A 26,629-nucleotide genomic window follows, 5' to 3' on the forward strand; every position below is an offset into this window, starting at 1 on the left:
CGCTCAGGCGTTTGCAATGGCCCTAATATGGCACCCTTCATGGGCCAGCCGGCAATCGTCCATTTAAAACGTTCATTAACCGGTTTTTTCTTGTCGGCTTCTATTAAGCGGGTGGCATTGTCCATCATATCTTCACGGTATTTTTTAAATACGGCACTTGCAGGCATGGTATAACCCAGATCGCAATGTGTTTTAAACACTACCCAGATATCGGTTACTACAGGCGCTTTTTTTCCGGGAAGCAAATTTGATACCGGTTGCGGAAGCGGTATAGGTGAGACGGTTTTGTTATAGTTTTGAGAAAATGCGGGTAAAGCCGCTGTTAAGAGCAAGGCAGCAACAGCGCATTTAATAACCAGCTTAGCCATGGCATTCTCATGCCCCAACTCCGCAGATTGCATATAATTACGAAAATGCGCTACCTGTTTTTCTATATAGGCAGTTGCAGCAGTCATCTTTTTTGTAGTCATAAATTTTCTTTAACGAATGTTTTATAATAATGGGTTTATTTCAATTTTAAACTGACCTTTCAATTCTTTTGTACCCTTTGTCCAAAAAATATTGAAAATGCTTATGAATGCAGACTACTGGTAGCCTAGTATTCACAAAGAGATTATCTTCAACAAACAAGGGACCTGATTGTAAACCGGTCATTATATATTTATTTTTTTACTGCCGATCATTTAGATACCTGTTAGGAGATAAAAATATATTCTAGATTATAAAGCATATAGGGTTCACTCCCTAGTAATGTGCACAAAAAACTGATTCACAATTTTAAAGCTAGAAATGTTGAATAAATGAGTAACACCCAGGCTTAATGCCCAGGTGTTTAAAATACTAATTATTAAATGTTTTAAAATTTATATCCCAAGGTTTCAAGCAAACCTCGACGAAAATTATTTAAGCTCAATAATCTCTTCAATAACCCGGGCGCCTGTTCCACCAATACCATACCTTATTTTAAGGATTTTGGTAGCCGGATCATAGGTGTTGTTACAAGCTGTAGAATTTACCCAAATAGGTGTAGCGGTGTCATAAGGTGCTGGCAAGCCCGAACTATACATCACAAACGGCCCATTTGGAGACCCTGTAGCTGCGGATATGGTTACCGTATTATCAGCGTTTATAACAATTAAGGCTTTGGTGCCGTCCGTTAAATCACCTACAGGGATAATTATACCGCCAGTTATGCCATTTGTACCATTTGGAACGTAAGTTTTATTAAGACCAATTACTTTCTTAGTGGAAGTAGAATAAAAGTAACCTGACATAGCAGCAGGGTAATAGCTCCCCTTAGTTAAATCTACCGGGCTTGGGGCCGCCGATACCACATCGTAAGCAGTAGCTTCTGGCGCATAGATAGAACGATAGGTAATTGCCGTTCCTAGTTTATAGTTGGACAATGTGGTTATTGATTGCGAGGGAGCAAGGCTGGTCGTATCCGCTCCTTTTAAATTAATATATTTCAATTCAATAAACTGCTCGGTTGATAAAGCAGGGCCCCAGGTAATTACAGCCTTATTTAAAGCACTAAAATTAAGTGTGGCTATCGATCTGTTAACCCTTGGTGCTGTGCTCAGATAATTGTCGCCAAACATCGTTCCAGATACATTAGTTACTATAGATTTGTTGCCTTTATTGTTATAGGTGTATACCTCGAAATTATTCTGGCCTTCGTTTAAATGATCGGTAATAAACACATTTACAATATCCCCATTACTTCTTACCACCGGGGTTTCCAAAGAATCGGCCCTACTGTTCCAATAGGTTTTTATTTTTGTTATGGCAGGGTCTGGGCCCAATGCCACCCGTAACAGCACCCGCTTATATCCCGCCTGGGCAAGCACTACGGTTGGCTTTCCAGGATAGCTAATTTCCCCATTCTTTGTAAATTCTTTAAACGCATCTTCTTTTGAACAAGATAGTATACATAACCCTGTTATAAGGAGAAAAGGATAAATCAAATATTTTATTTTTTCCATGACTTAATTCATTAATTAATTATAATTCTATTAATTCGGGTTACCCCACAAGGCCAGCTCATAAAAACAGCAATAGGTTCCGTTAGACCAATTGGCTAAGGTTCTAAACCTAATGTAGCGCACTTTTGGTGCATCTAAGGGTATCAAAACGGTTTCGCCTGCTTTGGCTGCATCACTGTCTGCCGTACTTAATTGCCCAATTGGTAAGCCCGAAGGCTTAATTTGCTCATAATCAACTAACTTAGTCCAACCATCATAACTTCCGTCTGGATTTGGCGCATTCGAACCCCATATCTCAATTTTTCTTGGCGCGTGTATTGCATAATACCCTCCTCCATCTGGTCTCATCCACCAGGCCAGGCGGCTTAATTTAGCGGTTACACCCATATCAAAAGTAAACTGTTGAGGCATTCTTGCCGCATCGTTGCTATGGTACCATCCGCCGGTCACACTCCCATCAAAAACACCATTTAGCGTTCCGCTGTAGGCTAAACCTGGATCTGAAGGCCAGGCCAATCCTTTCATTTTTGTTCGGTCTAACCTTTCTTCGTATATAGGGGTAAGGGTTGTTTTTAAGGTATCAGAAATATTGCCCCACCTGTCTCGCACGTAAATACCGAACTTTGTTTCCTCTGCTTTCAGGTCTCTTGTATAAAACACACCTTTCTTTAAGGTCGTATAATTGGTGTTAACGGGCGCATATTCGCCCAGTTTATTAGGGGCGATCACCACAATGGCCACATCAGCCTCGGTAGCGTTTTCAAAACTCACATCAATACCGCCAAAATTCGAGATTACACCCAGGCTATTACGGATTATTTTATAAGGTGGCATTAATGGATTAACGGTAATTGATGTCGGTTGAGATGTATTTCCGCCTTTGTCTATCGCATATAACTTTACTTCATACGGGTCGGTGTCTGCAAAGCCAACAACAGTTATCGTGTTGTTGTAGTAACTTACCTTGGTCTCTCTTTCAATACCTTGTTTGGTTTTATACACTGCTTTTACATACAGTACATCAGGGTCTGAAGGCAGAATGTACTTTATGGTGGCTGCCCCACTAAGGTTGGTTACGGTTAGTCCTGTTACCGGGCCGGGTGCAACCCCGTCATTTACCGAGGTGGCTATTTCTGATTCTTTACAGGCTTGTGTAGCAAGTACAACTAACATCCCCAGGCAGAATCTATTTATTAATCTTTTCATTTTACTTAAGTTTAATATGTTTAAATAATCCATGAATTATAAAAATTACCAGCCCAGATTTTGCACTAATTTTGGGTTCACCTGTAAATTATTTTCTCTTATTGGCCAAAAATAATCTCTTGGGCTAACAAAGGTTTGATTAAATAACAATACCCTGGTATTATATTCCTGAGCATTTTTATTAAGATCAGCCAAACTAGTGGTAGCGCCTCCTTCTACGCTAACATTCCAGCCATATACTGGTGCATTCAGCGCGCTACCCGCTTTCTTCCACCTTCTCAAATCCCAGAAACGACTGCCTTCAAATGCCAGTTCGATCGCACGTTCTTGCTGTATGATCTCTCTTAAGCCAGCTTGATTGGTATATTTACCTGGGTTTGTAGAGAAATTGGTCCATGAAGTTTCTACCGTTGGCAAACTTGCACGGTCTCTAATCTTGTTAAGATAGATTAATGGAGTTGCCAGATCGCCCGTTTCGTTTAAGGCCTCCGCATAGAGCAGGTAAAGATCCGCAAGCCTCATTATCGGCCATGGATAATTTTCTGTGGTGACCCCTCCGGTAGCACCAATTACCAAATTCATATTGATTAGCTTTTTGGTATAGTAACCGCTTATTGAATAGATTATATTTTGTTTCTTTCCTGAAATTGCATTTGTTTTGGCATAAATCGGTATCGGTGGTTTTTGATTACTTTGCATATACATTTTTGCACCATCAAACATCACGTCGGCATAAAAACGAGGCTCTCTGTTAAAATGTAATCCTACCGTTAGATAACCGTTCACCATCGCCGAATCCTGAGTGGTAACGGCCTTCAGCGTATAACGATTATCATAATCCCAGGTGCGGTCTTCGTTAATCGGCACACCATTTTTGGTATAAAACATTTCTGCCATTTTTAGTGTAGGCGCCAATTGCCCACTTAAACCATTATCGAACTGAGGGGCTACAAATAAGTTTGGACAGGCGTTCATTTGAATCTCACGGGTACTCCCCACAACATTACTAAATAACAATTCCTTGTTCCATTTTTCGCACACCGCATTCCTAATGCTCATTTCAATTCTTGTGGCTTTATCTGCTACTTGAAGACCGGTAGGTACAAATTGGTATAAAGCCACTCCCGAAGCTTCTGCAGCATCGATGGCCGCCTTACAGGCATTCGCAGCCCGCTGCCATTTTTTTGCATCATAAGTAGGGTTAAACAAGGCTTGCCCGTCCTTATTTCTTAAACCGCTGAAATCTGGATTTCCATTAAATAACGGACTGGCAGCTGTTACCAGCAACCGGGCTTTAATGGCCAGGGCAGCAGGTTTGGTAATCCTTCCCATTTCGGTAGCTGCTGCCTGAATCTTATCTGGCAATCCTACTCCTGCCCCTCCCGATGTGGCCTCATCCAATAAATTTGAAATGTAATTGACTACAGAATCCACCGGTTGGCGGCTTACTCTTACCTCCTCCACATTTGCGTCGATTGCTATATTTTTATCAACGATGGGAATTGGCCCATACATTCTAAGCAAGTACCAATGCAGATACGCTTTGAGAAACTTTACCTCAGCAATCCAGCGTTCTTTTTCATAAGGCGCTAAATCGATTGGCTTATCAACATTTTCTAAGAAAATATTACAGTTACGAATGCCTAACCATAGCGATTTTCCTCCACCAGATCCGTCCCAATAATTCATGGACGGGCTGATCTTACTTTGCAGGCCCTTTGAAATATTAAACGGTTCAAGCGTAGTGATCTGAGCGAAAGGAGCAGTAATCGGATTAATCCAAAACTCGTCACCTGTATTCATACCAGGATTAGTATTTATACTTGCTTCATTTGGCAAAGCACTGTAGCAGGTAAACAGAAATTTTTCTGCCTCACTCCGGTTTACAAAAGCATTATCCAGGGTAGGTAAATTGTCTGGCACAATGTCCAGAAAGCCTTTTTTACAGGATGGCATAACGAGCGTTAGTACCATGGCCGATAAAATAAAATATGTATTTTTAAATAGTTTCATATCTTCTTCTTAAAAAATTTAGAAATTAACGTTAATTCCAAAATTGTAAACCTTTTGAAGCGGATAACCTAATCCGTTACCTCCTTGTTCAGGATCCCACATTTTGAAACTGCTCTTAACAAATAGATTTGTACCATTGGCATAAATCCTCACAGAACCGATACCTAATCTCTCAATTGTTTTCCCTGAAAGATTATAACCCAGTTCTACCGATTTAACCCTTAAAAATGAGCCGTTTCGCATCCACCAGTTAGATTTTTGTGTATTGTTTGGGTTAACAGAAGAACTTAAACGTGGCCAGAATGCCTGCATATTTCTGTTGTCTTCAGACCAATAGCTATCAGCAATACTTTTTAAAAGCCCATTCTGAAGATTCGCAACGCCTCCTCCGTCAGGTGCGTGTATTGCAAACGGTGTAATTTTGACAGGGTCAATCCAAAATGAAGAGCGGGTAGAGCCTTGGAAGAATACACCGATATCGAATTTTTTATAACCACCGGCTAGCTGAAAACCATATATAATCTCAGGAGATGTCGGCAAACCTAAAGGAACTATATCTAGTCCGCTAATGACGCCATCACCGTTCACATCTCTATATTTGATATCACCACCCCTAACAGGCTCATTACCAAAAGATTGCAACGGAGAGTTTCTTACCTCTTCGTCATCAACAAATAACCTTTCAGCTATATATCCATAATTCTGTCCAAGTGAGTTACCAACTTTAGAGAGGTAGGTTAAAGCACCGTAATCAGGTTCTTCATTAACCAGCAATTTACTGGTGGCATAGGTAAAGGTTCCCCTCGCCTGAAGCGAAAATGCTCCAAAAGTCTTATTGTAATCCATTGAAACATCAATACCTTCTGATTCGGCCTCGCCTACGTTGGTCTGTACACCGGCAGCAAGCCCCATGGTTGTTGGAATGCTGCTCCTGGCCATTAAAATATTGCTTCGGTGTGACTTGTAAGCCTCAATAACAAAATTTAAGCTGTTAAACAAACTCAAATCCAGCCCTAAATTCAGGGTTCTTGATTCTTCCCAAGTAATATTATCATTTGGATACCTACTGATCGCAACACCAGGTCTGGAATATGCGCCATCAGTACCAAAGCTTACTGGAATACCACTATTTAAGTTCACATTAGCCAAATAGAAGAAACGATCTTCTGCCCTTCCAATCGCGTCGTTACCAACCATACCATAAGTAGCCCTAAGTTTTAGGTTAGAAATGGCAGCCCGTAGCGGCTCAAAAAACTTCTCATTAGATGCGACCCAGGCTACACCAACCGAAGGGAAAAAACCATATCGGTTTTTTTCAGCAAAACGTTCAGAGCCATTAGAGGCAAAGTTTGCTTCAAAAAGGTACCTGGTGTCATAACCATAGGTAACCTTACCCGCAAGACTTTGGTTCCTGGCAGGAAGAGCAGCCTGAAGGTCGTTGGCGTTAGCTGTTACATAGTTGCTCAGCGTGGTAATCAGGGATCCGCCTACCGAATGTTTTTCCTTAAAGGTCCTATTGTAGTTTACTACAGCCTCCATATAGGTTTTCGTGTTCGCGGTACGCGTACCCGGCACATAATTTAGGTATTCGGTAGGTCCATTTAGTTCATTTAACAAGCTGATGTTATAATTTTGTCCACTGGCATCTGTTGGCGTTGCGCCATAATAGTATGGATTAAACCTCCTGCTAAAATCGAAATAAGAATACCTTTGGGTATAGCCCATCACTCTGGCGGTAAGACCTGGAGTAATAAATTTAAAATCCTGCTTTACTTCCAATTGTACATTTAAAGTTGAAGTATTGTATTGCTGGAAACCCGAAACCATATTGGCATAGGGATTAAGATAGAAAGTATTCAGACTATTACCAATCAAGGCATTTCCGAACAATGGATGTTTCTCAAATGGCGATGCCGATGCTGGGTAAACAGCCGGAAACAATACCGGATTGGACGAGATGGCTTGACCAAAAATACCGCCTCCACCACCTATCGGCCCTTGATAATCGTCAAAAGTACCAGAAGTTCTTATCGTCCCATCAGTGGTTGGTGTTAATTTAACAGTCACGTTTGAACGTACCTGGGTGGTCTTTAATGAGATATTGTTACCGTATTCATTGAGTGCTTCGGTTTTTAACACCCCGTTATCGATATTATGCGTAGCGGCAATGTAATACTGGGCAGCCTTACCCCCTCCGGTCATATTAAAGTTAAAACGCTGATTCATCGTATAGTCCTTTATCAAAGCATCCATCCAATCGTTATTTGGATATAAGTACGGGTTCATGCCCGCAGCTGTACGATCTATCTTGGTTTTAGAATACGGTTCCGGACTGGATTTGAAGCCAGGCAGGGTTCGGGTTAATACCGCCTCGTTTGCTAACTTCATATAGGTAATGTTGTCTGCAAGTTTGAAATTCTGCGTATTACCGGAAATAGAATTTTCCGCCCTGAAAGAAAATTTTGTTTTGCCGTCAATACCGGATTTGGTCGAAATCAGGATCACCCCATTTGCGGCCCTGGAACCATATAATGCTGCAGCAGATGCATCTTTTAACACCGAAAAGCCTGCAATATCATCTGGCTGCATCCTTGCCAGGTCAGTAGGCGTAGACTCCATTCCATCGATCAGGATAAGCGGGTCAATCTTACCTGATCCAAAAGAGGCAACCCCGCGGATGAAGAACTGCGCATTATCGGCGCCCGGCTCTCCACTCCTCTGGTAGGCAATTACTCCCGGCAGTTTGCCCGCTAACATAGTGGTCAGGTTACTAGTGGGCCCTTTTAATTCTTTAGGGTTAATAGTGGTAACAGAACCCACAAGGGTCCCCTTCTTTTGTGTTCCGAAGGCCACAACAGCAACCTCATCCAGGGAGTTGTCATCTTCTTCCAGCTCTACATTAATGGTCTTGCGGCCTGCAATATTTATTTCTTTTTTCTTATACCCGACAAATGAAAAAACGAGGGTTCCTCCTCCACTGGTTAATTTAACAGTATATTTTCCTTCTTTATCGGTAACACTGCCATTAGTGCTTCCCTTTACCGTGACGCTTACTCCGGGCAATGGGCCACCTTTTACATCGGTTACCTGACCGGTGACCGAGTTGTTTGATTGAGCGACTGATTCAAAAGCCGTAGCCATTAACAGGAGCAGATAGCAGAGGTATTTCATGCTTCCCCATGTAAAAATTCTTCGATACATAATAGTTTTAGTTTGATATTCGGTTTGTTTGGTCAAATAGCAATCAGATAATCCTAACCAATTGTAATTTGTACATACATATATACATGAAATATTTTAAAAATCATCTTTTTTATTTTTTTTTCAAATAACAAAAGCACTATAAAATAGGTAATTACAACAAAAATGTCTGACGAAAAAGACAATAAATGTTCGTACATTATTTAACCCTAAAAGAATAAATCTAAAAAGCACATCACTAAATGCTTTTACCTAGAACAATTGAAGGAAACCTGTGAAAATTACAGAAGAAAAAAATAGAAAATTAAGTTCAGACAAGACTGGCTATAAACGGCAAAACCAGATTACCAATTTTTCAATTCCAAAAAAATACACAAAAACACAAAAGGTTTGAATAAATTAAATACCTGAGTTCGATTATTAAATCTCACTTTGTGACGTTTTAATCAAGTTTTCTGTTAAGGCGGTCGTCACCCTGAATTTATTTCAGGGTCTTTCACGCTAAAAAGATGCTGAAATAAATTCAGCAGGACGATAAAGCGGGATTAGACGTACATAAGATGTGATTTTCAGCAAATAATTATCGAACTCAGGTTAAATGGTATTTCGATGTACTCTAAAGCATTGTTACATCGTAAATAATCACTTTTTTTGTTGCTTTCTATCTGCAAAACCCAATCATTTCGCCTGTTTAAGTAATGTGAGTTCGGTTTAAGCAGAAGTTCTGCACTATTTGTTCCAAACTTAATGTTAAGCGTAGTTTTTCTAGGGAAGAATGCATAAGCTGACTTAAAGAGAAACCGCCAGCAGCATACTCATTGGCATACCAGCTGATAACACCCGATTTCCAGGGGGACTGGCCAGGTGCTTCAAACGATTCCTGATAGACGAGCTGATTTTCCTATCGGGTTTAGTACCTCCACATCTTCGAACCGGCTTTTTTTAAAATATTGGGGCAGATGAAAATTGGGATCAGCGTTATGAATTTCGCTCCAGGCCAGGTAATGAGGCTCTGGTAAATCATCACCGCACTTGAAAAAATTGAGATAGCAATCCATCCCTTCAAAATCTTCTATTACATGAAATTCAAATACTGTGGCCGGAATGGCTATGGTGAGTTCCCATTCAAATAACTGGTCGTTGTGGTTAAATTTCACCTCAGTCTGGGTACTGATTAGGGCCAGTAACTGTGGATCGAGAAAATGCCTACCTATTTTACTGGCACCATACTGTCCCAGCACGGTACCCGTGCAATTAAACTCCAGGTTATAGTAATCCGGAACGTCACCAAAACCGATAAAAAATTCTACACAACTATCTTTATACACGGGTTCGTTAATCTGGCTATAAAGGGCGGCTATATGTTTTTCTCTTACATAATACTTTAGAAAAATCCTGTCACGACTATGCCCGATAGCAAAACGTACCAAGGGAGGTTCTGCCACATCCCGCCAAAGCGAATACCGGATGGCCTCTTTAATAAGCGCATCCAAACTTTTGCCAATTAAAGAAAGTTCCTCAATCCCGGGTGTATAGGCTATTAAAGGGATGATTAGGTTATCTGTTATGCTCACCTTGCGTATAGTTATTTACCGAATTTCTGTCTTTCAGGTTGAACGCGCTGTCTGGCAGTTTGCACCTGGTTAATCTGCTTAAGCCTATTAAAGGCAAACCTGATTAACAATACCATCATGGCATAAAAGAATGCTAAGCTTGGTTCATTATCGAATGTGTTGTTCAGGAAAAGAAATGCCGATCCACCGATCCCGCACATCCAAAAAAGAATAAAATTTCTCATATCTACACTTGGTTTAAATTTGGTTTTACTGTAATTTTTAAATAGACTACTGTCATCAAATTTAAGTAGCGAACCAGGCTATTAAGGGGTAAAGATCAGTTTATATAGGGGGGAAGAATTGTCTAAACAGCAGCAATTATTGCTTGCACATTTTGAAATAGGGGCAGGGCAATAAATGACGATACTACTATTTTCTTCATTTGGCTGTTAAACTATTTCTCCTTTAATAAAAAACTAGCCGGCGCATAAGCACCTAAATTAAATGATAATTTATTATCCAGGATAGAAATTGGCTGTCCCTTGTTTTCTCCTCTCAGATTAACCGGTTGCGCAAGCGTATACTTAGCGTCTTTAGGCAGGGTAACTTCAAGTTTACCCGTTGTCCCCCCCTGCTCCCAAACACGTAAAATTGTGCCTTCCCCATCTGGATTAGCACCAAATGCGGAAACAGCCACGCCTTTGCGTGAAAGCGATATACCACTTTGTGTAACCGGTAACTTACCTGTTTTTAGCTTTGAAAGCCCCACCTGCAATGGCACTTGTTTCTCTACAGCAGGCGTATAAAGCGAACTTTCACTATTGAAATTGGTAAATGACCATAAACGTACACGGACACTCATTCGCTGTCCATTACCAATCCATGCTGGGAAATTTGTACGCCAATGGTTGTTATAAAGATTGATATAGGCATACGGTTTTTTTGCTTCATATCGTTTATCAAATTTATATTCACCAGGTTCGCCCAAACTTACCAAAGGTGCATCTGGCGAGCTAATGCCTACACCATTTCCAGTTGCACTATCATAAATAGCTACACCATTATTAACCCACCAAAGGTGATAATTCGCATTGTCTATCGTCATATCCTTAACCGGATCTACATCTGCACCTAAACGGCCCAGACGAAACTTAGGGTTATCTACTTTAAAAGGAAGACACATCCATGCGGTTTCTGGCCATGAATCAGGTTGTTTCTGCCAACTCAATTCCAAATCGGCTGTCGGGGTATATCCAGAAAGGATTAACGAGATAGAAACTTTTTGAGACTGACCAGGCCCGGATATAGTTCCCATTAGCACGGCTTTTACATCAATTGCCGATTGCTCTACCGTTAAAGTCATATCTGCTGGAAGTGCCGAACTATAAACCGCATCTTTTGGCATATCATACGCAACAAAAGTAAACCGGTGTGCCATATATTTTGGATACAGCGATTTGTCGATCCAATTAGACAACTCTTGATACCCAAATCTTTCGTAAAAATATTGACCAAAACCCTGAGGGGCATCGACATCAACGAGTTCTCTCCCTGATCTTTTGTCAATTAAACTGGTAATTCTACCTCTCTTTGCGTCGATAACCGCTTTAAAGAAAGGACTTTCGATAAGGCCCGATTTTAGGTCGGTCGACATTTTTGGACCCTCAACTTTTTCGTTGGAAACGATGTATGTACGGTAACCCATCGGCGGGATATCCTTTACCACTAAACGGGACATGGGGGCTCCATCTTCGATGGCCGGATATTCGTGGTTAACCAAAATAGCTGAGCCTCCATCAAGGGGTTTCAAGGAAACAAAATTATTCCCAAATATTAACCGCGTATCAACTTCGATTTCGCCATCACGTTTCCAGGGCAATGGGTTATAAACCACTAAACGATTTTCAGTAGTTTTAACATTGTCGGCCAGTGATTGCACGACATCACGATAAGGCTGAACTACTAATCGCTCAACATTGTCAATATAATTTGCTTTATCTTTCCACGAATCTTCCATCAATTTGAATTGAGGTGGCAAGCCCTGAGCCCATAAATCGTCCCATGCTTTTCCGTAAGGTGTTTTAATATAGTGCTGATTAGCTAAGCCCCATGTATGTTCGCTATACATTAAGCTCTGCTCATACGCTTCAGCAAGCTTATCTTTTTGACTTGGAATGTGGATACCCCAAATTCTTCCGAGTGTAGAAAGCTCATCCAGTGCTTGAATGGATGGCCTTACATTTTGGGCAAGTTTTGTAGCCTCAGGCATGCCCATTGTACCATGAATCCACACATCTCCCATATCACTACGCACAACAGGCAGTTTGCTTAAATCTTCTTTCAATATCGTTGTTGCAAAGTCATCCATTGTTCCAACTTTTGCATTTATTCCCTGCGCTTTAAAATAAGCCAGGTCTTTCGCAATCGTTTCTGGAGCTGGTGGTCCTTGATTGTCGCCGGTCATACTAATATACATCCATGTTTTATGAGGCCAGTTGGCAGGAGGGAGCATATCTGTTCCGTATCCATTATTATAGAGTGTCAGCAGTCGAGATTTATCAGGCCCTTCCCACCAAAAGAAAAGTGGTAGTCCATAATCGATATTTACAGCTGGTCCGCCCATATGATAAAATTTAACACCAGCATTGGTAAGCAACGTTGGAATAAACCAAGAATAGCCCGGTACATCGCTCATTTTAGCACTGATAGAAAGTGGACGCTTATACTTGCGTGCTAAATTTGAAGAGATAGAAAGCCCTCGAACCAAATCTTCTGGAGCCGAACTTTCTATATGCATTGAAAAAGGAAGTGCATGAACAGCTAGGTTACCATCAGCAATTGCTTTCTCAATTTTCGCCTTGCGATCTGGGGCTTGCCCATCCCAAAGAATTTGTTTCATTGGCCAGCCCGAAACCGTCCAAACAAACTGTTTATCTTTAGGTTGCATCCTATTTTTATCGATGGCATCAAGTACTTTATCGGCCATTGAAGTACGATAGTCATGTACAACCTGTTGCACGGTTTCGGAATAACCTATATCAAAATGTGTTTTATAAACAATGATAACGTTTTCGATTACTGGCTTTTTGAGGTTTATTTTTCCAATTTCAATTCTCTTTTTCTTTTCAGTATCCGGAAGCGTTGATTTCGGATCGTAATTCTGGGCTTTTGCACCAAGCACTCCTGCTAAAGAAAAAAAGAGTAGTGTAAGGGATTTCTTAAATCGTATCATCTGTATAATCTATTTTAACGGTAATGAAGCTATCATGCGTTGTAATGAAGTTCATCCATACAAACCGGCTACGCCATTGCACGTACTTTCTATCTGCTGATGTTGCAGGAATTTGTAGCAGCAAATTTGGACCGATTGCCTGATCAAGTCTTTCTGCTATTACCAATTATCTTTTATAAGTTATTTTTTCGCGCTCATTTTACCCCATGAAGCATTGGGTTTGGCTCCTAACCATAATTCTAGCACCCCTCCCTTGGCAAAATCAGCATGGGAAAAAGTAAAGGCATCGTGTTTTTTTCCGTTCAGGGAAGCTTTTTTTATGTAGTAATTCTCTTTTGAATTGTTATTCGTTTTAATAATGAATTCCTTTCCTGGATAGTAATTAGGATTGAGCTTAATGGTCACTTCATCAAATACCGGACTTGTAATATCATATACCGGATCAATTGAACAAGTTCCGTTAATATTAAATAAGCCGATGGCCATTAAGACACTAACTCCTCCCATTTGCCCCTGATCTTCGTCATGCCCGCCATATCCCTTATCAGGGGTAACGCCACCATAGGCCTGCTCACTTACTTTCCGTACCCAATACTGGCTCAAATCCGGGCGGCCTGCATAATTAAAGACATGTGCGTTCGAACAACCCGGTTGATTGGCATAACTTACATATCCTGCCCCGTATCCAAATACGAAATCCTGACTTTGTGCTTTTTCGAATGCAAAGTTCAACTTTTTACATAACGTATCCACTCCTCCCATCAACTTTGCCAATTGATCAATTCCATGAGAAACAGACCACGTTGCCTGCCAGGCATTGGCCTCAACCCAACCTTTTCCGCTTAAAGGGTCTCGATGTGTCCACTCTCCTTCTTTATTTTTCGGAAAGATCAGTTTTTGCGCAGGGTCGAAAAGTTTTGTCCAGCCCTGAGAACGGTTGAAGAAATAATTATAATCTTTCTCATTCCCCATTTTTTTTGCCATCTGTGCCAAAGCCCAATCCTGAAAAGTTATTTCAAGCGTAATTCCGGCATTTGATGGGTAATATCCGTTCTTGATGTAAAAATCCATTTCTTTATCACCCCCCATCATTCCTCCTATTTCGTGATTTTGTTTCATCATTTGATAAGCCGTTAAAGGACTTTTCTTTGTTAAAATACCTTTCTGATAGGCAGAGGTGATCAGGTTTGTTGCCGGACACCCTGTCATAATATAGGAATAGCCTCCTGCATTCGGCCCCCGTGGAAGTAACCTACCGTTTTCGGCATATTGCACCAAACATGCAGAAAAGTCATCGGCTACTTCTGGCCAGGCTAATCCCCACAATACATTCAAATTCCATTGCGTTAACCAAAATGCATCAGAATTGTACATATGAAACTTCACTTTACCATCCTTATCTTTTGGCAATGCCCGTACTTTAAAATTCAAATTCACCGTAGCATTTCCTACTCGTTGCCCCTCTGTATTATCAGGATAATCACCTGATACATCATCCAGCTTATGACGGCCGAGCAAGGCATGCCACAGGTCTGTGTATAATTTTGTTTTTTGATTAGCACTACCGCCTTTTACAGCAATCCGCCCTAACATTTCGTTCCACTCCTTTTGAGAATTTTCACGAAGTTTATCAAAACTCCAATGGTTGCTTTCTGATGTTAAATTCTTCCGTGCATTTTCAATACTTGTATAAGAAACCGCAACTTTTAACTGAATAGATTCTCCGGCTTTTACATTATACTGAGCGGATACTCCAGTAGTAGCTGCATCAAAATAGCTCATTCCACTATTTCGAGCTGTTTTTTCCGGACTACCTTTCAATGTTCTTATATCTGATAATTCATGCTTTCCATCCCAGCTGTTTAGCTTTGCAAACGGTTTTTCGAAGTCTATTGCAAAATAAATCCGAACGTTTTCTGGTCCTCCCCACAACCTTCCAGTTGTATTAACCGAGCCTTCGATACGAGTATTGCTTATTTTTTCTACCCGTGCATCAGTCATTGTCGTTTCGCCCAAATAGCCACCCAAGTTCACTAAAATATTGGTTAGCTCATCTTTTGTATACGTATAACGATAAAAACTTACCCTGTCGCCCGCCGTTTGCTCTACCCACATATCGTAATCATCGAGATATAGACGATGATAACCTGGCTGAACGATTTCACTTTCATGAGAAAACTTTGATTTCCAGCCTTGCTCTCCTTTATTGGGGGCAATTGTACCTGTTGTTGGCATCAGCGTAATCCCAGAAAGCATCCAGCAATGAATTTGAGGAAATCCCAGTATTTCTGTTGAATTGTAATTATACCCGCCACCAAATTGATTTTTATTGCGGGTTAATGGTGCCGCACTGATCATCCCAAAGGGCTGGCTTCCCGTTACAAAGTAAAAATAACGTCCTCTAGTGGTCTCAATATAGGGATCAACCCAAGAAACTGGATCGGCACACTGTACTTTGGAAGGAAAAACCTCAATCTCCGACAAGCCTAAATGAGCTCCATCGCCATCTGTTGTTTCAAAACGTACCCAACTGATTGTTCGCTCGGTAAAATCAATTACCTTCGGTGCACCATTATTCGCTAATGCAAAAACAGGTATCCTGGTTCCGTCACTAAAAATTAAAATACCCCCACCAGTATGCGCAGCCAGTGTTGCCCGATCATACAGAATAATTTTGTTGATGACCTGTGGTCTTTCCCAATCCAATTGTATCCAGGGATAATCAATACCTCCCCAAAATACCACCTCGCTTTTTGATGCCCATTCACCAACACCGTCGGTCCTAATAATTCCATCAATAACATTAGTTGCCCTGTTCTTTGTATCAAGTTCAGAGGAAGCAGTCACTTTTGCCTTGCTCGCAATACTCCCTGGCCCTGCATACATTGATAGCGCACAAAGCATCAGTAAACAAAATGTGCCAATCTGTATTTTTTTCATAACGGTATTTTCTTGAGTCATTACATCAAAATAAAACTCACCGGTGCATATGCATTCAGTGAAAAAGTCAATTTATTGTTAGAAATAGTAAATTGTTTCCCTGTTACCTCACCTCGAAGGTTAACTGTGATTGCTTTAGTATAAACTGTTCCTTTAGGTAATGTAACCGTGACATTTCCTGAAACACCTCCTTGCTCCCACAAACGCAGCAGGGTTGACTTTGAATTGGTTTTATCTGATGCAAAAACAGGATTATCAGGACTATCATGGCGAAAGGCAGTAACCTGTATCCCCTTTCTTGAAATAGAAACCCCGGCTTGTTCAATAGGAAGATTACCTGCCTTACCTTCGGCTTCAGCGATCAATAAAGGAGTACGGGCCTCGAGAGAGGGTGTAACCAAGCCCGATTCTACCGTACTGTTTTTATCAAACGTCCAAATTCTAACTTTTGAACTCCAAGTCCCAGGATACCAATAACGATAATTTGTATTCCATTGATTATTGTAAAGATTAAGATAGATGATCGGTCTTTTAGGCACAAAATCTAATGAAAACTGCCAGATCCCTGGTCTGTCCAAACTCACAAGGGAATGATCAAAAGGCGAAAAAGCAATACCGGATCCATCTTTATCAGTCATCGTAACTCCGGTTCCCACAGCATATATATCTTTATCAGATCCTTCTATAATATCTTTGGAAGGATCCATCATCCCCAGAGAACGGCCTACCGTAAATTTAGGCGAATTGACTTTAAATGGAAAACAGAACCAGTCTGCTTCTGGCCAATTATCTTTTGCTTTGTCCTTGATGGTAATTTCCATATCTAAAAATGGCCTGTCGTCTTGCAGGCTTACCCTTAAAGAAGAAGCAGGAAAATGATTCGCTGTATCTGCTGGCATGTCTATGATGGCAATTTGCTGATAGCCATCTCGAGTAATTTTTAAGTTGCCATTTTTGGATAATGCCGCCCGGTATGGAACCTCTTTTTCAGAAATCATTCCCGGCTTGTACAAGCCAGGATGCTTCCATACCCCTTTTGTATTGAAAATATCCACTGCTCGACCCTGTTGATAGTCGATTACATACTTTTCGGTTTGTTCTAAAGTAAAACGCTCATTCATATACTGACCAAGGCCTTGTTCGGCCATACTGTCCACCCATTCTCTTCCTGTGCGTTTGTCAATCAATGAGGAAATAATACCACGGGCAGGATCAAATTTAACCGTAAAGTACTTATTTTCTATTGAATTGCTACTTGAGCTCGTTAAAGTGTTTCCTATCAAATCTTTTTCTGTAAAGGTTTTATAACCACTAGCTGGGATATCCTTAGCATAGAGAAATTGGTGTCTGTCCCCTAATTCCACCCATTCAGATCTGCTATATGGAAGCGGATTATACACTACAAAACGTTTGCCTTCTAGATTTACACTTTTAGCAAGAACAGTCAGATTCGTTGCCAACAAGGGTTTTATAATATTCTCGGTTGCGCGGATATAATCGGTCTTGTCTTCCCACGATGCTTCCAGATTTTTATACTTTTCGGGTGACAGTGCTTTAAATGCTTTCCCATATTTATCGACGGAAGCCGAGCCACCCCAGGTATGTTCGGCATAAAGCAAAACATTTTCATAGGCTTTCGAAATATCCTTGGTGATATCCGCAACCGCTATATTCCAATTTTTGAGTTGCGTATTTAGCCCTTCCAGCGCCGGAATAAATGGGTTAATATTTCGGGAAATTTTCATTCCACCAGGGTCGCTCATATTGCCGTGTATCCATGTATCAGGAGCTTCGGCTTTTATGACAGGCAATTTAGGATTTGTAGGTAAAATGGCATCCGCAAAATCTTCCAAGCGTCCAACCCTTACCTTTACTCCTGGCATCTTTTTGGCCGCTTCATCAAATAATGCTTTTACTTCGCTGGCCTTAGGAGGGCCAGAATTGTCCATGGTAACAAAAATAGCAGGCCATACTTTATAAGGCCAGTCAGCAGGAGGAATCAAGTTCCTACCAACTCCCTTATCGCCAATAGACCATTGTACAGGCCAACCTAACCCTGTTGTTGTTCCGTAATCAGGTGTATAATATGTCAAAATACGGCTTCCATCGGGGCCTTCCCACCAAAAAAGGGAAGGATATTTCACACCACCACTAGGCCAATTACCGCCTATGTGCATAAATTTCACGCCTCCTTTTGCCAGTCCGGTAGCCAAAACGCCTGCCTGAGAAGGCACATCAGTCATTTTTGCGCCTCGGGGTAACGGTAGACCGTATTTTCTGGAAACGAAGGATGAAGGTTCAAAAGCTCTTGCAACATCTTCAGGGAATAGAATTTGCGACTGTACGGAGAAAGGCATCGCGTGGCTTACAAAACGTCCGGTTTTAAAAGCTTCTTCCAGTCGCTTACGGCGTTCGGGAGTTTGACCAGGCCAATCTTCGAGTACCTTAGCCATTACCCAGGCGGGTGCCGTCCATGCAAATTGTTGCTCTTTTGGTAAATCCTTGGTTTTATCCATTAAATCCAAGGCTTTGTCTATCATATCTGTACGGTAATACTGTACAATATCTTTTACCCGATGGGTATAACCAATATCAAAATGCGTTTTGAATATGACAATGATCTCTTTGACCTTCGGATTTATATAAGTGGCATCTGGTTGCTTACTCTGTCCAAAAACCGTTGTGCTGATAAACAAAAAGAAAATTAATTTTAGCTCTTTCATAATGCTATTTTAGATTGTTACAAGTTTTTCAGTAAGGCTTATAAATGATTAAGGATGACAAATATGTTGTATTGTATAAACATATAGCTAAAATAGCATTTTTACAAATCAATTACCTTCTATGAAGGCATATTATGTATCTACATGAAACAATATCAGATATTGCTTCATACCCGCTGAAGATCTATTTTGAAAAATTTGAATACAATTGCCAAAATATGTCCATATAAATTAACTTATGTGCAAAAATGCTTAACATTGCGAATAATATTTAGATAATGAAGTACGCTATAGATCATAATAGCCTGATCCCATTACATGCGCAGGCAGAAATGCTGCTGAGAAAACTGACCGAGGAGGAAGAATACAAAAATGGAAAAACCCTGCCCAATGAAATTGAACTGGCGAAAATGCTTGCAATTTCACGAAGTACACTCAGACAGGCAATAGGGAAACTGGTCTTTGAGGGGATTTTGGTACGAAAAAAAAGAATGGGTACTAAAGTTGCAAATTCTATTGTTAGCTCCAAATCAAATAACTGGTTAAGCTTCTCACAGGAAATGGCGTTAAGGGGAATTCCCATCCGGAATTTTGAACTTCACATTACCTGGACTAACCCTGATGAGGTGATAGCCAACTTTTTCGACATCAAAACCGATCAGAAAGTATTAAAAATGGAAAAGGTCCGCGGAAGGCCGGAAGAACCTTTTGTATATTTCGTATCTTATTTTCATCCCCGCGTCGGATTAACTGGCGACGAGGACTTTAAAGCCCCCCTTTATGAAATGCTGGAAAAAGATCACCTGATAGTTGCTACGCTTTCTAAAGAGGAGATCAGTGCGAGATCTGCTGATGCATTTATTGCTCAAAAGTTAAAAGTAGCCATTGGTAGCCCTATTCTTTCCCGTAAAAGATTTGTATTTGATCAGGGAGGAAGGCCCATTGAATATAATATAGGTCATTATAAGGCCGATAGTTTTGTTTATACCACAGAAAGCTCACGATAACAAACTGAGATAATCCACTTAAAAACATAGAGCGGATTCACTGTTAAACCCGCTCTATGTAATCTTTGTACCATTAGCCTAAATCCAGACAATTATCGGTTTAGATTGCTTTACCCAGCATATTGTTTTTAGAGTTGTTGCTGCTAGGGTTAAGCGCAAGAATCATTGGTGCTCTACCAGTTTCCTTAACTCGGTACCGGCAAGCAAAAATGCACCTACCCCATAAACGGCAGTCATGTTTTCGGTTACTTTCTGTGGATCGCCACCTACAGGCTGCACCCATCCCAGCTTGCCGTTTGGAAACACTGATTTCACCATTGAGTGCCAACCTTTTTCAACTATCGGTTGATATTTAACCTTATCCAAATAACCATGATTGATACCCCATGCCAAAGCGTAGGTATAAAAGCCCGTACAACTCATTTCAGGGCTTGGGTAACTGTCCGGATCCAATAAGCTGGCATGCCAAAAACCTTTTTCATCCTGCAGGACAGCTATTTTTTCTGCCATTTCTACGAATAATTTTTCATAGAACTTCTTGTTTTTGAAATCGGCCGGAAGCTCCTGGATAATGATGGGCAAGCCAGCCAGAACCCAACCGTTTCCCCGGCCCCAAAATACCGGCTGACCGTTTTTTTCTTTCTTTTTAAAATAGGAATCGTCCCTGAAAAACAAATGATTTTCTTTGCTGTAGAGATACTTATAGCTAAGCCGGTACTCCTTGTCCATAAATTTAAGGTATTCTTCTTTGCCGGTAATATTTGCCATTTTTGCCCATACGGTCGGCCCCATAAACAGGGCGTCACACCAGCTCCATCGCTCAGTACCATAATTGCCCGGTTCGAAAGTATATTTCAGATTCCGCTTTGAAGGATGTTTCAAAATGAAATCGAAATAACGTCCCATTGGAGTGTACATTTTTTTATCTTTATAAATACGGAACATTTCGGTATACATCATACCAACCGCATAATCGTCAGCGTGGTAGCGCAGACTCAGGTCCGCTTCCAGTTTTTGTGTCCATTTTAATTTCGTACCTACCGATTTAAGCCAGTTAAAACATGCTGTATCATTTGTTGATTTCGCATATTCAACCATCCCGGCATAAAGCGCACCAAATGTCCAATCGGCAGCTTCCCTTCCCTGGGTTTCTTTCATCTGCCAATGCGCAACACGGGTCATTATTTCATTGATGGACTGTTTTGTTAAGTCTGGAGAAGGTTGTTCGACTTCCCCGTTAATCGCCTGTGGATCTAAAAACTGGCACCAGGCATTACCGTTTAAATGAGCCGCACTGAAATCCAGTGGTTTGCGGGCAAACGCATTTGTCACCGCGAACAAAGCAAAAATTATTAAGGCATTTTTTTTCATCAGCATTTATTTTTTTTAAATATTTTTTATTTTTTCCTCAAGCAACTAATAATCAACTATTTAAGTTCATATAATTACCACCCTGTTCATTGGCTGAAGACCGATCGCGATCACCCACTTTTCATCCTTTCCTGTATTCAGCCAGCATCTGTGCAAAAAGAGGACTATTTTGCCTGCACAGCTATTGTTAGCTGACGATCAGATATCAGTTCGCCATTTTTCCATTCATGTTCTTTATCGATCGAGTTTAACACCAGCATGTCTGTGAAACGTGAACGTTCGACCTGTTTTGCTCCTTTATAGGAGATAACCGCTGGTCTGTCCATTTCAAAAAGCATATTATCTACTGAAGCTGCTGCTGCACTGAGTGAATATTCTAAACCGCTAGCTGCTTTGGCTACAAAAGACTTATCTCCGATCCTAAGATTTCTTTTCCCTGTTTCGTACACCCAGTTGGTATTATTTAAAATGCCAAAACTCAATGTCTCAATAGCACTTGTATTACACGGCTTTAGTGCAGTAAGCACTTCCTTTATTGTAAGGCTTCCATTGGCATTTGTTTCGCAGCTAATATCACTTTGGATCAGATCACCGTGGCGCAGTACCATTTTTACCGAAAAACCATTTTTGTTCGGCTTCACCTCTATTTGCTTTAAAGTAACTGCCAGTGTAGAATCTTTATCTTTCGAATTTTTTACAACTACTCTGCCTATGCCATTTCTCTGGTCTGGAGAAATAACATGGTCTTTAGCCATTGGCATCATCTGTATCATAATCATTTCGCCCCACGAAACGGTCTGAATGGATTTACTGTCCCGACGTAGAATTATTTTTCCATCCTGAAGATAATTTATCCCGGCGACAGGAGTCGTTTCAACCAGCTCTTTTTTTGCAAAATGCAGAACAAGCCACGCCTGTGTCAGCCAATATCCCAGATGTGGTTGTGAAGATGGAAAAAAATTCTCTCCAGGTGCATAAATCGCTCCATCTGGATTCCGGGCCTGCATTTTTTCTGCAGTGGCAATACCATCATGCAGGTGGTACAATGCCTCAGGGTCGTTAAAACGGGCCACAGCAGTTGCATGACAAGTTATCCAGTCTGCATTTCTAAAAAGTGCCCAGTCCTGACCATTGGGGTAGCAATAACCACCATCAGGTAACAAAAATCTTTTCTGCATATCGTAAACATGATTAAGATTGTACAAAAATGCTTCATATGTTTTTCGTCCGGTCAAAAGGAAATCCAGATCATTGCCAGCATTCATAATCCAGGCGCCCATATAATCGGGGTGAACAATATCATGGTTCTCCAGGCTGAAATCATTGTAAATATTGGCCCCTGTAAATTGCTGAGAAATGGGAATATTGTCGACAAGATTTGCCGAAGCAGCATCAGATTGCCGCAAATATGATGAAAGGCTCCACTTTTTCACAGCCGATTCCCATTGCAGGCGGCGCGGATCATCGGGCATCAATAAAATTGCTGCTGAAAGCACCTGGCTATTCCATGCATTTTCTTCGGATTTGCTATCTAATTTGATCTGGTGCGGCGGGACTGTTTTCTCTATTCTATCCGCTTCATGTGCCACGACGCGGCAGACTCCTTTCTTTATATCCACAGGGAGCCCACTCCAGCTCCACCATGCCGCATTGCCCAATGTAGCTGCCCAATGTGCCGATTGCCATGCATCGCCCCATGATTTCCCGTCATCTGTTTTAAGATCACCAGTAAGATGTGTCCGCGCTAGGTAGCGGAGCAGAGGGATCAGTTCTTTGGACAGTAGCAGCTCCCGGGAAGTCCCCACCACTTTTGCATCAAAATCACCAAACCTGTAAAGAAATGCCAGGTCGGCAGCAAAAGTAGTATTAGGCCTGATGTGATGTTCTCCTGATCCACTTTTTGTAATCAGTAACATGGATGGATCATTTTTCCATGGATAAAGCAATCCCCGTAAATGATGGGCCTGTCCTTCAATTAATCTGTATATCCGTTCCTGTTCTTTTCTATATAGTTTGCTATCGGGAAGCTTGATGCTCATTGCACTTTGATCATTTTCATTTACCCCGCCATTCTGCTGTATATTCTGGCTTTGTACGTGAGATATGGAGATAAAACCTAAAAAGATTATGAGGACAAATAACTTAGTCCCAGATTGGATTTTATCTAAAATTATCCTGAAAAAAGTTGCAGGTGTAAACTTGATTTTGTGCATTTTAATAATATTATTGTTTTGTAAAAGTTGAATCATTTATAATATTTATATTTATTAGGTCCTTCGAACTGGTTATCTGTAAAAAACAATGAGATTTGTTAAAAACATTTGAGCATTACCATATATCTTCTCCTTTCTATTTTAAATCCTTTTTTGGAAAATTGCAGAATGCAGCATAGCTCAGTTTAGATTACAGGACTTTATATCGTAATAACCCAAATATAATAATTATGTACATACATATATCCAAACATTATCAACAAGCCTTCAATACTGGTGGTCGGCAACTTTAAAACGTCATCCAGGTTTAGGTGATAAATACCGAAATGCCACCAAACCGTATCAATATCCGCATTGCCTTTTTAACTTAATAATAAGGTATACAGTCATAAACTATGGAAACAGCAGTCGTTCAGGAAACTTGCAGATGTACTCACTCTGGTTATTGAGATCGAAGCTATCTTGATCGGAAAAAAGATATCCGGGCCTCTCTGTCCTTGGCCTTCATATTATTTCAGTTTAATATTCAGCAAGATTCAGATTGGTCTATTACCAGGATATGCTTAATTTTGAATAATGACCAATCAAGAAATAAATTATTATAGAATTGAAAAAGCTATTGGTTATTTAACTGAAAATTTTAGAGAGCAGCCTAGCCTGGAAGAAATTGCAGAGAAAGTGAATATGAGCCCCTTTCACTTTCAACGAATTTTTACGGATTGGGTAGGCATTAGCCCAAAGAAATTCATACAGCATCTTACTTTAGACTATCTCCGCAATAAGATAAGTGAAACCGAAAACATGATTGATGCAGCCGACCTTGCCGGTTTATCAAGCCAATCAAGGGTACATGATTTATTTATAAGCATAGAAGGTGTTAGCCCTCAACAATACAAAACATCTGGCAAAGGACTGGAGATTTTCTATGGCTATCATGCCTCACCATTCGGTCTATGCTTTATTGCGGTTTCAGAAAAAGGAATCTGTACATTAAAATTTATTGATGAAGAAAAAAGCAGAAATGAATTTGAATTATTTTCACAGCAATGGCAGTTTGCTTCTTTGATACACAGGCCAGATTACACCCAGGAATACATCAGGAAAATATTTCAACCAGACAAGACAAATCCAGAAAAACTTAATTTACTGACACAGGGAACTGATTTTCAGATAAAAGTTTGGGAAGCATTACTTAAGATACCGTTTGGCGCTGTAAGCTCATTTCAACAAATTGCTCAAATAATAGAGCAACCAAACGCCACCCGGTCGGTGGCTTCAGCTATTGGGAAAAATTCTATTCTTTATCTGATTCCCTGCCACCGCATTATTTCTAAAAATGGCACGATGGGGAATTATCACTATGGCAAAGTCCGTAAACAAATCATGATCGGATGGGAAATGAGCAAAACTCAACCTTAGCAGCGACTGGATGAACTCCGCAAGATTCGGATTGCTAAAGCCTGCGAATGAATCTACATTTATGCTTATAAAATTAAGTTTATGCAAGCACTTATTGTAATTGATGCCCAAAACGAATTTTCTCAAGATGGTAAAAGACCTGTACCAAACCATTTGACCGCCATCGATGTAATCAGTAAAAGAGTTGAAGAGGCTAGGCTGGAAAACCGTCCTATTGCCTGGGTAAGGCATTTTAACAAACCTACAGAATCACCTGCCTTTATGCATGGTACATGGGGGAGCGAATATGTTTCGGGATTTGGCCCCAAGGAAGGATTCGGCATTGAGACAGAATTTAAAAAAAATGTTTATGGTGCCTTCACAGGAACCGATATTGGAGCGTGGCTGAAAAGAATTGGTACGACTGAGGTATTGATTGTTGGTTTTTATACGCACGGCTGTGTTGCCACCACTGCCCGGGAAGCTATTATGGCTGACCTTGATGTTTCACTTGACCCTAATGCGACAGGCGCCTGCGATATAGCCAATGAAATACTTGGAACACTTTCGGCAGATGAAGTTCGCCGTTCTGCTTTATTGCACCTGTCAAGCATGGGTGCCTCAATAACCCCATTGTAACATCTTTTTGAAGATGATAAATAAAATATAAAATGAAACGAAGGGAATTATTAAAATATACGGCATCAGCTATTTCATTAACTGCTTTGCCTGTCATATTAAAATCACAGCAGAATGATAGAGAAAATAAATCACTGCAAAACCATGATGTTATGAAAATACAACGGCTTGCCTGGGCAGGCATTAAGATTGAGCTCGGTGAAACTACTTTATATATTGATGCTACTTCTTATGAGGAGCAAAAGGACATGAAATTAACTGCCGAAACTGAATACAAGCATGCCCTTATCACACATCACCATCCTGACCATTATGACCCTACTGCACTTAAAACAGTTTTTGATAAAAGGAGCCGTTTATATTGTTATGAGGATGTATTACCCTGGCTGGACACAAGAGATTTGCGAATCCAACCTGTAAAATTATATCAGCCAATAGATGTTTCGAGATGGACGGGAGATTTGGTGGCCATACCTGTACCTGCGGTAGATGGTTTTGGTCATCCTCAGGTATCCTGGATAGTGCAGGGAGGTGGAAAAAAAATAATTCATTGCGGGGATACATTATGGCATGGCTACTGGCGGGATATTGCAATTGCATACGGACCTTTTGATATTGCTTTTATGCCTATAAATGCGGCTCGTTTAACCCAGGGAAAAGTGGAAGATACCGGGATACCTGCGGTGATGAACCCCGAGCAGGCTGTTGTAGCTTCAAAGCTTTTAAATGCAAAATCGGTTTGCCCGATACATTACGGTCGTCCTTCAGAAAATTATTTTGAAACACCTGATCCTGAAAAAAATTTTTTGCGCTTCGCAAAGGAAAGAAATGCTAAACCACTTTTATTGAGTGAGGGAAAATATATAATTTTATCTTAACCACTAACTCCGTCCTCTAGTTGTCCAATTAGTTTTTATCGCGGAAAGGAATTGATGGCTACCATCAATAACATCCGAATATACAACCTGCAGGCGGCATTGATCTATAGTACCGAAGGGATGTACCGAGCAAACCCACATTGCTACAATGAGGCAAGCGGGATATGACATCAGGGAAGATGACCCCTTTCAGGAAAAATTACAAATAGCGATCAGCCCACGTGAACGCCCCGCTTTGTCAATCGCATAATCCTTATTAAGATGCAA

Annotated in this window: 16 protein-coding genes; 4 read left to right on the top strand and 12 right to left on the bottom strand. The window is 40.7% G+C overall.

Going from position 1 to position 26,629, the window contains the following annotated elements:
- The 10 genes from AC1DNH_RS08255 to AC1DNH_RS08300 form a co-directional block, all read right to left on the bottom strand.
- Window positions 1–470: hypothetical protein (locus AC1DNH_RS08255; protein ID WP_477625301.1), on the bottom strand; the 470-nt coding region annotated here is incomplete at its 3' end.
- A 429-nt stretch (window positions 471–899) separates the two neighbouring features.
- Window positions 900–1,985, bottom strand: coding sequence for a DUF4998 domain-containing protein (locus tag AC1DNH_RS08260; protein ID WP_477607758.1), 1,086 nt, complete (start codon window positions 1,983–1,985; stop codon window positions 900–902).
- A 30-nt stretch (window positions 1,986–2,015) separates the two neighbouring features.
- Window positions 2,016–3,191, bottom strand: a complete 1,176-nt coding sequence (locus AC1DNH_RS08265; RefSeq protein WP_477607756.1) for a DUF5000 domain-containing lipoprotein — start codon at window positions 3,189–3,191, stop codon at window positions 2,016–2,018.
- Between the two features lie 45 nt (window positions 3,192–3,236).
- On the bottom strand, window positions 3,237–5,204 hold the full coding sequence (locus AC1DNH_RS08270) for a RagB/SusD family nutrient uptake outer membrane protein (protein ID WP_477582784.1): 1,968 nt from the start codon (window positions 5,202–5,204) through the stop codon (window positions 3,237–3,239).
- An 18-nt stretch (window positions 5,205–5,222) separates the two neighbouring features.
- Complete coding sequence (locus AC1DNH_RS08275; protein ID WP_477582782.1) at window positions 5,223–8,405, bottom strand: SusC/RagA family TonB-linked outer membrane protein; 3,183 nt, start codon at window positions 8,403–8,405, stop codon at window positions 5,223–5,225.
- Window positions 8,406–9,274: 869 nt separating this feature from the next.
- The gene (locus AC1DNH_RS08280) at window positions 9,275–9,979 is read right to left on the bottom strand and encodes a carbohydrate-binding family 9-like protein (protein ID WP_477580320.1); all 705 of its coding nucleotides are present in this window, start codon (window positions 9,977–9,979) and stop codon (window positions 9,275–9,277) included.
- A gap of 11 nt (window positions 9,980–9,990) precedes the next feature.
- Window positions 9,991–10,203 (bottom strand): hypothetical protein, encoded by a 213-nt coding sequence (locus AC1DNH_RS08285; RefSeq protein ID WP_477580322.1) that lies wholly within the window; start codon window positions 10,201–10,203, stop codon window positions 9,991–9,993.
- Between the two features lie 212 nt (window positions 10,204–10,415).
- Complete coding sequence (locus AC1DNH_RS08290) at window positions 10,416–13,193, bottom strand: glycoside hydrolase family 38 N-terminal domain-containing protein (protein ID WP_477607750.1); 2,778 nt, start codon at window positions 13,191–13,193, stop codon at window positions 10,416–10,418.
- Between the two features lie 180 nt (window positions 13,194–13,373).
- A complete protein-coding gene (locus AC1DNH_RS08295) occupies window positions 13,374–16,133 on the bottom strand; it encodes a GH92 family glycosyl hydrolase (RefSeq protein ID WP_477580326.1) in 2,760 nt (919 codons plus the stop codon).
- Between the two features lie 20 nt (window positions 16,134–16,153).
- Window positions 16,154–18,829, bottom strand: a complete 2,676-nt coding sequence (locus AC1DNH_RS08300) for a glycoside hydrolase family 38 N-terminal domain-containing protein (protein ID WP_477625302.1) — start codon at window positions 18,827–18,829, stop codon at window positions 16,154–16,156.
- Window positions 18,830–19,134: 305 nt separating this feature from the next.
- Here AC1DNH_RS08300 and AC1DNH_RS08305 point away from each other — a divergent pair, with 305 nt between their 5' ends.
- The gene (locus AC1DNH_RS08305) at window positions 19,135–19,863 is read left to right on the top strand and encodes a GntR family transcriptional regulator (protein ID WP_477580330.1); all 729 of its coding nucleotides are present in this window, start codon (window positions 19,135–19,137) and stop codon (window positions 19,861–19,863) included.
- 162 nt (window positions 19,864–20,025) lie between these two features.
- On the opposite strand, the gene AC1DNH_RS08310 is transcribed toward AC1DNH_RS08305, so the two are convergent.
- Window positions 20,026–21,234, bottom strand: coding sequence for a glycoside hydrolase family 88/105 protein (locus AC1DNH_RS08310; RefSeq protein ID WP_477625303.1), 1,209 nt, complete (start codon window positions 21,232–21,234; stop codon window positions 20,026–20,028).
- Window positions 21,235–21,398: 164 nt separating this feature from the next.
- Window positions 21,399–23,483: a hypothetical protein gene (locus tag AC1DNH_RS08315; RefSeq protein ID WP_477625304.1), complete on the bottom strand. Its 2,085-nt coding sequence runs from the start codon at window positions 23,481–23,483 to the stop codon at window positions 21,399–21,401.
- 540 nt (window positions 23,484–24,023) lie between these two features.
- Between AC1DNH_RS08315 and AC1DNH_RS08320 the strand changes: the two genes are divergently transcribed.
- From AC1DNH_RS08320 to AC1DNH_RS08330, 3 genes are all read left to right on the top strand, one after another.
- Window positions 24,024–24,866: a methylated-DNA--[protein]-cysteine S-methyltransferase gene (locus AC1DNH_RS08320; protein WP_477580335.1), complete on the top strand. Its 843-nt coding sequence runs from the start codon at window positions 24,024–24,026 to the stop codon at window positions 24,864–24,866.
- A gap of 81 nt (window positions 24,867–24,947) precedes the next feature.
- On the top strand, window positions 24,948–25,484 hold the full coding sequence (locus tag AC1DNH_RS08325; protein WP_477580337.1) for a cysteine hydrolase family protein: 537 nt from the start codon (window positions 24,948–24,950) through the stop codon (window positions 25,482–25,484).
- 32 nt (window positions 25,485–25,516) lie between these two features.
- Window positions 25,517–26,362, top strand: a complete 846-nt coding sequence (locus tag AC1DNH_RS08330) for an MBL fold metallo-hydrolase (protein ID WP_477580338.1) — start codon at window positions 25,517–25,519, stop codon at window positions 26,360–26,362.
- Window positions 26,363–26,629 lie beyond the last annotated feature (267 nt).

The sequence above is a fragment of the Pedobacter sp. 01N310 genome (genome assembly GCF_056399805.1).